Source organism: Pseudomonas sp. 2, from assembly GCF_056627435.1.
The window spans coordinates 67,766-80,070 of the sequence record NZ_JBWXNG010000014.1 but is presented as its reverse complement, the minus strand read 5'-3'; the positions used below and the strand labels follow the sequence as shown (position 1 = coordinate 80,070).

Below are 12,305 nucleotides of genomic sequence, written 5' to 3'. Positions count from 1 at the left end.
AAGGTCCTGATCATGTTGAAAAGCCAATTGCGTGACCCTTCCCTGCTCGTCGAACGCGCCTACGTCAACGGTGCCTGGATCGAGGCCGATGACGGCGCGACGATCGACGTCACCAACCCCGCCGACGGCAGCGTGATCGCCCGCGTTCCGGCCCTGCAGGCCGCCGAGACCCGCCGCGCCATCGAGGCCGCCGAAGCGCGTTTCGCCAGCTGGCGTGAAGTGCCCGCCGCCGAGCGCGCGCGGTATCTGGAAGTCTGGTTCGCGCTGATCATGGAAAACCAGGAAGACCTGGCGCGGATCATGACCGCCGAGCAGGGCAAGCCGCTGGCCGAATCCCGCGGGGAAATCGCCTACGGCGCCAGCTTCGTCAAATGGTTCGCCGAGGAAGCGCGCCGGGTCTACGGCGACACCATTCCCTCCCCTGCTGCCGACCGCCGCATCATCGTGCTCAAGCAACCCATCGGCGTGGTGGCGGCGATCACGCCGTGGAACTTCCCCAACGCGATGATCACCCGCAAGTGCGCCCCGGCCCTGGCCGCCGGCTGCCCGGTGCTGGTCAAACCCTCGGAAATGACCCCGCTCTCGGCGCTGGCCCTGGCGGTGCTGGCCGAACGCGCAGGGATTCCCGCCGGGGTGTTCAACGTGCTGACCGGCCTGCCGGCGGGCGTCGGCGGCGAGATGACCGCCAACCCGGCGGTGCGCAAATTGTCGTTCACCGGTTCCACCCGCGTCGGCCAACTCCTGATGAGCCAGTGCGCGGCGACCATCAAGCGCCTGAGCCTGGAGCTGGGTGGTAACGCGCCCTTCATCGTGTTCGACGACGCCGATCTGGACTTGGCGATCACCGGCGTGATGCAGAGCAAATTCCGCAACGCCGGCCAGACCTGCGTCTGCGCCAACCGCATTCTGGTGCAGGACGGCATCTACGACCGCTTCGCCGAGCGCCTCAGTGCTGCCGTAGCTCAACTCAAGGTCGGCGACGGCCTTGCGGACGGCGTGACCATCGGCCCGCTGATCAACAGCGCGGCGGTGGACAAAGTGGCGCGGCACATCGGCGACGCCCTGGAAAAAGGCGCCAGCATCGCCATCGGCGGCGCACCGCAGGGCGAAGGGCTGTACGTGCAACCCACGGTGCTGCGCGATGCCAGCGCCGACATGCTGCTGGCCAGCGAAGAAACCTTCGGCCCGGTCGCGCCGCTGTTCCGCTTCAAGGACGAAGCCGAAGCCCTGACCCTGGCCAACGCCACGCCTTACGGCCTGGGCGCTTATTACTTCACCCAGGACATGCGCCGCGCCTTTCGTGTAGGCGAACGCCTGGAGTTCGGCATGGTCGGCCTCAACACTGGGGTGATCTCCATGGAGGTCGCGCCGTTCGGCGGCATGAAGCAATCGGGCACCGGCCGCGAAGGCTCCAAATACGGCCTGGACGAGTTCCTCGAAGTGAAGGCCTGGCACATCGGCGGGCTGAACTGATCGTTCCTGCTCACAAAACCCGCCGGGCAGCAGATCCTGTTTTTCCGGCGGCCCAAAACGGCACGAACCGGGCCTGCGCCTGTGTTCAGATGAGGGCAGATATTTCGCGGCACCGGCAGTCATCCCGGGCCCCGTTCTGCTCATGAGGACCGCTCCATGAATTTCACTGAAGGTTTTGAATCAGTCAGCGTCAACAAGGTGTGCAAGCACTACGGCAACCTCAAGGCGTTGAACAACGTTGATCTGAAGGTCGAGGCCGGGGAATTCATGTCGCTGCTCGGCCCGTCCGGTTCGGGCAAGACCACCCTGCTGAGCATTCTGGGGGGCTTTATCCGGGTCAGCTCCGGGAGCATTTTCTTCGGTGAGCGCGACGTCACCCTGATGCCGCCGCACAAGCGCGAAATCGGCGTGGTGTTCCAGAACTACGCGCTGTTTCCACACATGACGGTAGGCGAGAACGTGGCCTTCCCTCTCCGTGCGCGGGGTGAAAGCGCCAGCAAGAGTCGCGACCGGGTGAAGAACGCGCTGGCAACCGTGGAGCTCAGCGGCTACGAAGACCGAAACATCGCCGCGCTCTCCGGCGGGCAGCGGCAACGCGTGGCCCTGGCCCGGGCGATCGTCTTCGAACCCAAGCTGATCCTGATGGACGAGCCGCTCTCGGCGCTGGACAAGCAACTGCGCGAAATCATGCAGATCGAACTGCGCGCGCTGCACAAGCGCCTGGGCGCGACCATGATCTACGTCACCCACGACCAGCGCGAAGCCCTGACCATGAGCGACCGCATTGCGATCATGCGCGGCGGGCAACTGGTGCAGGTCGACACCCCGCGTCGTCTGCACGATCACCCGGCCAACGATTTCGTCGCCAGCTTCATCGGCGAGAGCACCCTGGTGCCGCTGCAACGTGGCGCCGACAACGGCCTGACCCTGGGCACCACCTCGCTGCGCACCACCCGCCCGGTGCCAGCGTCGGGGGATGTGTTCCTGGCCCTGCAATCGGAAAAGCTGTTGCTCGACAACGCCAGTGCGGGGCCTGAGTGGAACCGCCTGCGCGGCAAGGTTTCGGACATCGTGTTCCAGGGCGAGAGCCTGAAAGTGTTCGTCGACCTTGAAGGTGGCCCGACCGTCAGCCTGCGTCAGGCCAGCCACCACGAAGGCAACCTCAGCCTGCCACCGATCGGCTCGCCGATGATGATGCGCCTGCACCCGGAAGACACCATCGTCGTGCCTCGCGCCGGGGCCTGATGTTACTGCGCAGTCGCAGATTTATTGATATCCGAAACTTGATGAAAGGCCTGTGGGAGTGAGCTTGCTCACGAAGAGGCCAGTATGTTCAGCACACCTTCAGTGTTTGAACATCTTTCGTGAGCAAGCTCACTCCCACAGGTTTATGTACCGCCTGGCCCCGCACACCGCCCCGCAGCGAAATATTTCGTAACCACCCTGCAAAACAGCCGATCCCCGCATTCCCCGCCCGAACTTCAGCGCTTGTGGTTCCGGGCAATCCTTATCCTGATTCCATCACCCGCCACCCTGGCATCCATGGAGAGCAAGATGAATTCTGCACTGACCGAAACCCAACGCCTGCTGGCCCTGCGCGAACAACATGTGCCCCGTGGTATCGCCACCGCGCACCCGGTGGTGGCCGCCCGTGCCCAGGGTGCCGAACTGTGGGACGTGGATGGCAAGCGTTACCTGGACTTCGTCGGCGGCATCGGCGTGCTGAACACTGGCCACAGTCATCCTAAGATCGTCGAAGCGGTGCGCCGTCAGGCCGGGGAGATTTCCCATGCCAGCTTCCAGGTGGTCGCCTACGAGAACTACATCGAAGTCGCCGCACGCCTGAACAAGCTGGTCGGCGGTGACGAGCACTACAAGAGCGTGCTGTTCACCTCAGGCGCGGAAGCGGTGGAAAACGCGATCAAGATCGCCCGTGGCTACACCAACCGCCCGGCGGTGATTTCCTTTCGCGGCGGCTTCCACGGGCGCACGCTGCTGGGCGTGACCCTGACCGGCATGAGCCAGCCGTACAAACAGAACTTCGGTCCCTTCCCCGCCGAGGTCTACCACGCGACCTACCCCAACGCCTATCGCGGCATCAGCAGCGATGACGCACTGGCAGAGCTCGATGAACTGTTCGCCACCGACGTCGCGCCCGATCGCGTTGCCGCCATCATCATCGAACCGGTGCAGGGCGACGGCGGCTTCCTCGCCGCACCCAAGGCGTTCCTGCAGGCGTTGCGCGCACGCTGCACCGAACACGGCATCGTGCTGATCCTCGACGAAATCCAGGCCGGTTTCGGCCGCACCGGCACCATGTTCGGCTTCCAGCATTCGGGCATCCAGCCGGATCTGGTCACCGTGGCCAAGAGCCTGGCCGGCGGCATGCCGCTGTCCGGCGTGGTCGGCCGCGCCGAAATCATGGACGCCCCGACCCCCGGCGGCCTGGGCGGCACCTATGGCGGTAACGCAGTGGCTTGTGCTGCGGCGCTGGCGGTACTGGACCTGTTCGAAGAGCAGGATCTGCTGCAACAAGGCGAGACACTGGCCGCGCAACTGAACGAAGGTTTGCGCGCGCTGCAAAAACGTTATCCGCGCATCGGCGATGTGCGCGGCCTGGGCTTCATGCAGGCCATCGAAATGGTCGCCGACGACGCCCGGCAAACCCCGGACGCGGCGTTGGCGCAGAAGGTCATCGATGAAGCGCGCAACGCGGGGTTGCTGGTCATCAAGTGCGGCGTGCACCGCAACGTGGTGCGTTTCCTCGCGCCGCTGGTGACCACTCAGGAGCAACTGAGCGAAGCGTTGCAGATGCTCGACCAGGCACTGGCCGCGGCCTGCTGATTGTCACTGCGGTAACACCGGCCCCGACGTGGCAACACCACGCCGGGGCCTGGCCTGAATCACGATGGGATGCGGCACGGCCAGAGTGTGTAAAAACGTCACGAGCGAAGATGAGGCAAGGCAAAAACAGGCGGAAAAGCGGAGTGTAGGGTTTCTCCATGAGCATTTTTCGCCTGTTTTTAACGCAGCATCATCGAGCGCAGTAGTTTTTACACAGTCTGGGCCTCACTCAGGAGCAAGTCATGAGAGTCACCCAATACAAAGCGCTGGGCCTGTCCTTCGGTACGCTGGTTGACCGCGAACGGGGCATTCTCGAAGGCCTGCGACCCCTGGCGGTGCAGGGCTCGAAGCTGACCAGCGATGCGCAGTTGCTCAGCGCTTATCGAGACGTCGCCCAGGAGCTGGCAAGCACCGCCGCGCAGGTCAGTGCGACGGCGTTTCACGGTCAGCTTTACCAGCGTTTGGCGCAACAATTGCAAATCATTCCGGGCTGGGATGAAAGTGTGGCATTCAGTAGCTCTTCCTCCCTGTGGCCCATATTCGAAGACGCGCCAGGTGCCCTCCAGTACCTGGGCAAGTTCTACCGTTTGATACTGATCGCCCCACCCCACGGCATCGATGTCAAGGCCCTGAGCCTGCGTCTGCCGGTCGAGTTCGATGCAGTGATCGAACCCGGCAACGACGACTGGCACGCAGGCCTTGAAGCCGAGTTGCAGCGTCTTGGGCTTGAGCGTTCAGAGCTGTTACCGGTGCGCAGTACCGAGAGCGACGACCCCTGGATCGACCGGGTCGACTTCCCGGTCTGCACACTGCGCCGCGGCCATGACACGCCGTGGAACCATTCGCCTCAGGCAATGGACGGCAAGCGCTGTGAGTACGCCAGCCTGGCCGACCTTGCACATGCCCATCAGAAGGCATTGCTGGCCTGACACCGGACCTGTTTTGACTTTGCGAGGATTGATCCATGGACGCTGCAACCAAGCTCGACCGTATCGATATCAACATCCTGGTCCAACTGCAAAAAGACGGCCGCATGACCAACGTCAGCCTGGCCGAGGCCGTGGGTCTGTCGCCCAGTCCGTGTCTGCAGCGGGTCAAGCGTCTGGAGGCGGCGGGGTATATCAGCGGGTACGAGGCGCACGTCAACCTGGCCAAGTTCGCCAACTCGGTGACGGTGTTTACCGAGATGACGCTGTCAGACCACAAGCGCGCGGATTTTGTGAAGTTCGAGTCGAGCATTCGCAATATCGACGAGGTGCTGGAGTGTCATCTGATCAGCGGCGGGTATGATTATCTGGTGCGGTTTCTGTGCAGCAGCATTGCGCATTATCAGGAGTTGATGGAGTCGATTCTGGACAAGAACATCGGGATCGAGAAGTACTTCAGCTATATCGTGATCAAGTCGCCGGTGATCAAGAGTACGGTGCCGTTGCGGAGTTTGGTTCGGGCGGTTTGATATTTTGTGCTGATCCGGTTTCGGTGGTGACGCTTCTTTGTTCTGGCTAACGCCAGACCTGTTTCGACTTCGTCGAATCAAGATCAAGATCAAGATCAAGAGCGCTCTTCCTAACGTCAGATCTGTTTCGACTTCGTCGAGTTACTTGGAAAAGACACTCAAGTAACCAAGGTGTCCTGCTCCTGGTTTGGCCCTCCTGCGTCGGGTTCCTTCACTCCGGTCCCGCTCCGTGGGCCCGGCGCGAATGGGCCATCCATGGCCCCGCGCCTCGCGCGGCATCCTGCCGCTTGGCCCACTCCACGAGACCTCCATTCAGCCTGCACCCAAGTCGCGATTTGTGGTGTCTGGAAGATTTGCTTTCGGAAACGCCAAACCGTCCCGTAGCAGCACGGCTTGCCGGCGGGATCGATCTTGAGGGCCACCCGCGAGCAAGCTCGGCTGCTACGGGGCGTTTTTCACTCGCTCGCTTTTGATCTGGCTTTTGATCTTGGTGCGCGATGGATCAGACACCACAAATCGCGACTTGGGTGCAGGCTGAATGGAGGTCTCGCGGAGTGGGTCGAGCCGCATGGATGCGGCGAGAGGCGTGTGGGCCATGGATGGCCCTTTCACGCCGGGCCCACGGAGCGAGACCGGAATGAAGGAAGTCCGACGAAGGAGGACCCAAACCAGGAGCAGGACCCCTTGGTTACTTGGGGGTCTTTTCCAAGTAACTCGACGAAGTCGAAACAGATCTGACGTTAGGAAGAACGCTCTTGATCTTGATCTTGATCTTGATCTTGATCTTGATCTTGAAGACCTACCAAAAACACCTCAGGAAAGAATGCAAAACACCTTCCTAACCACCCCGGAACTGACCCAAGCATTGGTCGCCCCAACCGGCACAAACACCGTCTCACCCTTGCAAACCGGGTAACAATCCCCGGCCTGCGCCGTCAGCTCCACCGCCCCTTCCAGAATGAACATCAGCTCACTGTAATCAGGCTCCACCTGCCGCCGCGCATAGGCCTCGCACTGCCACAAACCGATCCGCAGATTTGCCACACTGAACAGCGTCCGGCTCCAGGCCTGAGGCGCTGGCGTCAGCAACACACTGGCCGCCGGAGGATTGCTCACCGGCAGCGCCTGCTCCAGATCGAGGCGGATCGGCTGCCTGGGCATTTCAGCGCAGGCCTCAAGCCCCGGAAACGCCACGAACAACCGCCGCAACGACCCACGATGATGCCAGCGCACCGACACCCCGCGCGGCACCACGAAGCAATCACCGGCCGCCAGCGTCAGATCAAAACCCTCACCCTGCAAGCGCAGTTCGCCCGCTTCGACGATACCCAGCTCGACCCAGGGAAACGACTCGATCAGCAGATTGGCATCCACACTGGTGCTGCTGCCCACCGCATAACCCTGCGCCGGATCATGAAAGTGAATCGCCCGGCCCGCCGCCAGCGGATCGTGCTGCAACGCATAGGCCGCGCACGGCAGCTGGCGGTCGGTGTGGGGTTGGCTGTAATGCAGAATCGGTGGCATGTGTTCGAACTCGCTCATCGGCCAATGGCATCGAGAAACTGCTGCCAGCCCGCCGCCAGGCGAACGCCCGGTGCGCGGAAGGCGTGCAGGGGAATGGGGTTGAAGCCTTCGCCGGTCATCGGGCCCAGATGGACCTTTTCGCCTGCCGTCATCAAAGCCAGTTGCTTGCCCATCCAGGTCGACATCGCCACCCCGCCGCCGTTGTAGCCGATGGCGTAGAAGCTGCGGTCGTCGAGCTGTCCGGCGTGGGGCAGGTAGTCCAGGGTCATGGCCACCAGGCCCGACCAGCGATAGTCGATCTTGTAGTCCCGCAGGATCGGGAACACCACGCCCATGCTGCGCTGCAGGTCGTCGAACGCGCTTTGTGAATCGTTTTTGCCGAACGCGCCGCGCCCGCCAAAGATCAGCCGGTCGCCCACCACGCGGAACCAGCGCAGCATGCGCTTGGTGTCGCCGCAGACCTGGCCGCCCGGCATCAGCGTCGCCAGCACATTCTGCGGCAGAGGCTGCGTGGCGATGATCGCGCTGCGAAAGGGTATCAGGCGGCGGTGCAGCGTGTCGGTGGCGCGGGTCTGGTCCGAGTAGCCGTTGGTGGCGTAGATCACCTGTTTTGCGCTGACCCGCCCTTGCGGCGTTTGCACCACGACGCGCTCGCCCTCGCGGCGCACCTGTTGCGCAGGGCTGTTGATGAAGAGTTTCACGCCGTCGTCGACCAGATGCTGGGCGATGCCGCGGGCGTAGTTGAGCGGGTGAATACCGCCGGCCTTGGGCGTCAACAGGCCGCCAGCGAAGATGTTCGAGCCGGTGGCTTCACGCACTTGCTCGGCGGAGATCATCACCGACGAGGTGCCGCCGGTTTCGCGCCGGATCCAGTTGGCGGTGGATTCCAGCCCCGCCAGCGCATGCACGTTGTGCGCAGCGGCGATGTGCCCGCCGAGCTTGAGCTGCGCGTGGGTCAGGCCGAGGGTGTCGACCATTTCCGCCAGGCTGTCCACGGCGGCGTAGCCGGTGCGGTACATGTGCAGTGCAGTGTCGCGGTCGAAGCGCGCCATCAGCGCGGCGAACCCTACGCGAAACTTCGGCGAAACTACGCCGCCGTTACGCCCGCTGGCGCCGAAGGCCAGGTTGTTGGCCTCGACGATCAAGGGTTCGCGCCCGCTGCGGGCGATGTGATGGGCAGCCGAGAGGCCGGTGTAACCGGCGCCGATGATCACCACGTCGCACTGCCGCTCGCCTTCAAGCGATTGCAGCGCAGGTGCAGGTTGGGCGGTGGCCGCCCACAAACTCTGAACAGTCATGCCAGTCTCTCGGCTAATGAAAAATGGAGCACTCTGCTCTCTCGTAGCAGCACGGCTTGCCGGCGGAGCGATCTGTCTGTGACAAAAATGTCGTCTGACACACCGCTCCCGCCGGCAAGCCGTGCTGCTACGGGGACTTGCGAAGGTTCATGCATTGCATATTGCCCCCCAACACGTAGCAGCGCGGCTTGCCGGCGGGAGCGATCTTGAGGACGTCGTCGCCCGCAAGCCGGACCGCTATAACAATCAACCCAGCTCTTTCTCGACCGCGTCAGCCAGTTGCGCCAGCGAGGTGAAGTGGTAGTGCGGTTCGGTGCGCTCGGACTCCAGGGTGCCGCCGGTGCCTTTCTGGGCGAAGCGACGTTCGATCCAGCAGGTCTGGTAGCCCAGGCGCATGGCCACGCCGATGTCGTGGTACTGGCTCTGCGCGACGTGCAGGATCTCTTCGAACACAATGCCCTGGGTCGACGCCAGCACTCCGCGGGTGTAGGCGAAGAACTGTGGATCAGGCTTCTCGAAACGCACGTCGTCAACGGTCACGCGCACGTCGAACGGCTGATCGAGGGTTTCGGCCATGTGATTCAGGGCCCAGATCTGCGAGTTGGTGGTCGCCACCAGCTTGAAGTGCTTGCGCAGGCGCTTGAGGGCTTCGATCGAATCCGGGAAGGCCGGGAAGTTTTTCACCGACTGCGCCAGGCCACGGGCGTAGTCGTCGTTGTCCGGCAGGCCCAGCTTGGCTGCCATGACGTGGTAGCAGCGCTCCAGGTCGTCCGGCCACCAGCCCGAATCGGTGGAAGCGCGGGCTTCGCGGTAAGCCTTGAGGATATCGTCATCGCTGTGGGCCTTGCCCGCCTCGCCCGATACTTCACGGACATGGGCCAGGATGCCGGCTTCGAAATCGATCAGGGTGCCGACAACATCGAACGTCAGGGCTTTGAACTGCTTGAAAGACATAGGGCGCTCCGCAAGAAAAGTCGTGGGGGAAAACTCAACTGGACGGGTCCATTATCTGCCCCGCCTCTCACGAAATATTCTGTTTTGCGCACCCTGTGAGGCATAACCTACTGTTTTTCTACTCTGCGTGCGGCACCTGTGCTCAACGGGTCGATTCCAGGGTCGCGGCCAGTCCCAGATGAGGGTAAAGCGCGTCGATTTTCAGCAGGTCTTCGCGCATTTCCTCGATAATCCAGTCGCGCACGCTTTCCACGATCGGACGCACCGGGCGATTGCCCGGCACCACCAGACAGCAGCGCCGCGAAGCCACGCGAATCTCGTCCGTGGCCGGCACCAACTCGCCCTTGCACAGGGAATTGGACACCACGTTGAGCCAGCCCATGGCGATGCCTTGCCCCAGCAATGCTGCCTGCACCACCACGGCGTAATCGGAGAACACCAGCGAGGTGTCGACCCGCCCTGCGCGCTCGAATGCAGCGCCCCAGCCGCGTTCCTGGTTGTCCATGCTGATCAGGGTCGGCACCTGTTTCTTGCGCTTGTCCAGAAGCACGTCGGCCTGGTACTGCGGGTTGCACACCGGCAGCAGAATCTCGGGCAACACCAGTGTATCCGTGGCTTTCAGGCTGCCTGCTTCCAGATAACGCATGCCCAGATCGACATCCACCAGCGGCCCGCCGATCCGCCCGGACATCAACTGATAACGCATGTCGACGGTGGGAAAACGCTGATTGAAGCGGCTCATGCGCGGCATCAGCCAGTGCGTGGTGAAGGCCGTGGACACCGACAGCGTGACCGTTTCCACCCCGGTGGCGCGGGCTTCGATTTCGCTGATCGCCGATTCGATGACGCCGAAACCTTCCTGCACCCGGCGATACAAAATGCTGCCGCTTTCGGTCAGCCGTGCCCCGCCGCGCACCCGTTCGAACAGTTGCACACCCAGGTGCTCTTCCAGCCGCGACAACATGCGGCTGACAGCCGGCTGACTGACGCACAGCTCATCGGCCGCCCGGGTGAAGCTGCCACAACGGGCGGCGGCTTCGAAGACGAACAGAGAACTGGCGCTGGGGACTTTTCGACGTAGATTTGACATGACGTGAGATTATGCCTGTTGCAACTATTAGTAAATTGTCCGCTGCAAAATCAGCTGTCTATTCTTGCGCACACTTCGCGCACGAATGCCTGTGCCTTTTCAGCCTGTCATTCCCGCCCCGAACACGCCCTTCCCTTCTACCTCCACGAGACGGTCCTTGCCATGGAAAACGCATTGAAGTTCTACATCGACGGCCGCTGGGTCGAGCCCCATGGCCGCGAGCGGCTGGCAGTGATCGACCCGGCCACCGAGCAGCCTTTCGCCGAAATCGCCATGGGCAACGCTGCCGACGTCGAAGCAGCGGTCAGCGCTGCCCGCCGTGCTTTTCCGGCGTTCGCCAGTACATCGCCCGCCCAGCGCAAGCAGTTGCTTGCGCGCATTCTTCAGGCCTTCATGGCGCGCTATGACGATATCGCCCAGGCCATCAGCCGCGAAGTCGGTGCACCGAAAGCCTTGTCCCACGACTGGCAGGCAGGCATCGGCAAGCACCATCTGGAGCAACTGCTGCGCACCCTGGACACGTTCGAATTCCAGAAGTCTCGCGGCAGCACGCGCATCACTCAGGAAGCGGTGGGCGTGGTGGCGCTGATCACCCCATGGAACTGGCCGATCAACCAGATCGTCTGCAAGGTCGCGCCCGCGCTGGCCGCCGGCTGCAGCATGGTGCTCAAGCCCAGTGAAATCGCGCCGATCAACGCCCTGCTGTTCGCCGAGGTGATGCACGAGGCCGGCGTACCTGCCGGCGTGTTCAACCTGATCAATGGCGATGGCCCGACCGTGGGCGCAGCATTGTCGGCCCATCCGCAGGTGGACATGGTGTCGTTCACCGGCTCGACCCGCGCAGGCACCGAAATCGCCCGCCTGGCCGCGCCGACGGTCAAGCGCGTGCATCAGGAACTGGGCGGCAAATCGGCGAACATTCTGCTCGACGATGTGAATCTGGAAACTGCAGTCAGCGCCGGGGTCAACAGCTGCTTCGGCAACAGCGGCCAGTCGTGTAACGCGCCGACGCGCATGTTGGTCCCCGCGCACCTGCACGACCAGGCGGTGGAAATCGCCCGGCGTACTGCCCTCGCCCACACACTCGGCGCACCGCAGGATGAGCAGACCACCCTGGGCCCAGTGATCAGCCAGCGCCAGTTCGACTCGATCCAGCGCATGATCGCCATCGGTATCGAAGAAGGCGCGCAGCTGGTCTGCGGTGGCCCGGGCCGTCCGGAGCATTTGCCCGAAGGTTATTACGTGCAGCCGACCATCTTCGCCAATGTCACCCAGGACATGACCATCGCCCGTGAGGAAATCTTCGGCCCGGTGCTGGTGATCCAGCGGTATGAAAGTCAGGCCCAGGCCGTGGAAATGGCCAACGACAGCGTGTTCGGCCTGGCCGCCTACGTGCAGTCATCGAACCTGGACCGTGCACGGGAAGTCGCCCTGCAAATGCGCGCGGGCAGCGTCTACCTCAACTACCCGGACTGGGATGCGGCAGCGCCCTTCGGTGGTTACAAGCAATCGGGCAACGGCCGCGAGTATGCCGAATGGGGGCTGGAGGCGTTTCTGGAAACCAAGGGGATTGTTGGTTGGGGTGATTGACCTCACACCACCGCGCCCGTAGCAGCCGGGTTTGCCCGCGGGACGATCTCGAGAACGCCCCGCCGGCAAGCCGTGC

10 protein-coding genes are annotated in these 12,305 nt (G+C 63.0%); 6 read left to right on the top strand and 4 right to left on the bottom strand.

The features are described 5' to 3' along the window. The first annotated feature begins 12 nt into the window (after window positions 1-12). From AC1MEK_RS21660 to AC1MEK_RS21640, 5 genes are all read left to right on the top strand, one after another. Window positions 13-1,473, top strand: a complete 1,461-nt coding sequence (locus tag AC1MEK_RS21660; protein WP_480398326.1) for an NAD-dependent succinate-semialdehyde dehydrogenase — start codon at window positions 13-15, stop codon at window positions 1,471-1,473. A 156-nt stretch (window positions 1,474-1,629) separates the two neighbouring features. After that, complete coding sequence (locus AC1MEK_RS21655) at window positions 1,630-2,718, top strand: ABC transporter ATP-binding protein (protein ID WP_480398325.1); 1,089 nt, start codon at window positions 1,630-1,632, stop codon at window positions 2,716-2,718. Window positions 2,719-3,027: 309 nt separating this feature from the next. Next, complete coding sequence (gene gabT / locus AC1MEK_RS21650) at window positions 3,028-4,317, top strand: 4-aminobutyrate--2-oxoglutarate transaminase (RefSeq protein ID WP_480398324.1); 1,290 nt, start codon at window positions 3,028-3,030, stop codon at window positions 4,315-4,317. Window positions 4,318-4,559: 242 nt separating this feature from the next. Then, window positions 4,560-5,246, top strand: a complete 687-nt coding sequence (locus tag AC1MEK_RS21645; RefSeq protein WP_480398323.1) for an HAD family hydrolase — start codon at window positions 4,560-4,562, stop codon at window positions 5,244-5,246. Window positions 5,247-5,281: 35 nt separating this feature from the next. Continuing rightward, window positions 5,282-5,773, top strand: coding sequence for an Lrp/AsnC family transcriptional regulator (locus AC1MEK_RS21640; protein ID WP_480398322.1), 492 nt, complete (start codon window positions 5,282-5,284; stop codon window positions 5,771-5,773). 813 nt (window positions 5,774-6,586) lie between these two features. Here AC1MEK_RS21640 and AC1MEK_RS21635 read toward each other — a convergent pair. The 4 genes from AC1MEK_RS21635 to AC1MEK_RS21620 all read right to left on the bottom strand — a co-directional run bounded on the left by AC1MEK_RS21635 (window position 6,587) and on the right by AC1MEK_RS21620 (window position 10,639). Next, the gene (locus AC1MEK_RS21635; protein WP_480398321.1) at window positions 6,587-7,297 is read right to left on the bottom strand and encodes a cupin domain-containing protein; all 711 of its coding nucleotides are present in this window, start codon (window positions 7,295-7,297) and stop codon (window positions 6,587-6,589) included. Between the two features lie 14 nt (window positions 7,298-7,311). Continuing rightward, entirely contained in the window at window positions 7,312-8,595 is a 1,284-nt protein-coding gene (locus tag AC1MEK_RS21630) for an NAD(P)/FAD-dependent oxidoreductase (protein ID WP_480398320.1), read from the bottom strand. A 246-nt stretch (window positions 8,596-8,841) separates the two neighbouring features. Then, window positions 8,842-9,549 (bottom strand): HAD-IA family hydrolase, encoded by a 708-nt coding sequence (locus AC1MEK_RS21625; protein ID WP_480398319.1) that lies wholly within the window; start codon window positions 9,547-9,549, stop codon window positions 8,842-8,844. A gap of 142 nt (window positions 9,550-9,691) precedes the next feature. Beyond that, the gene (locus tag AC1MEK_RS21620; protein ID WP_480398318.1) at window positions 9,692-10,639 is read right to left on the bottom strand and encodes a LysR family transcriptional regulator; all 948 of its coding nucleotides are present in this window, start codon (window positions 10,637-10,639) and stop codon (window positions 9,692-9,694) included. 162 nt (window positions 10,640-10,801) lie between these two features. Between AC1MEK_RS21620 and AC1MEK_RS21615 the strand changes: the two genes are divergently transcribed. Beyond that, entirely contained in the window at window positions 10,802-12,229 is a 1,428-nt protein-coding gene (locus AC1MEK_RS21615) for an aldehyde dehydrogenase family protein (RefSeq protein WP_480398317.1), read from the top strand. Window positions 12,230-12,305 lie beyond the last annotated feature (76 nt).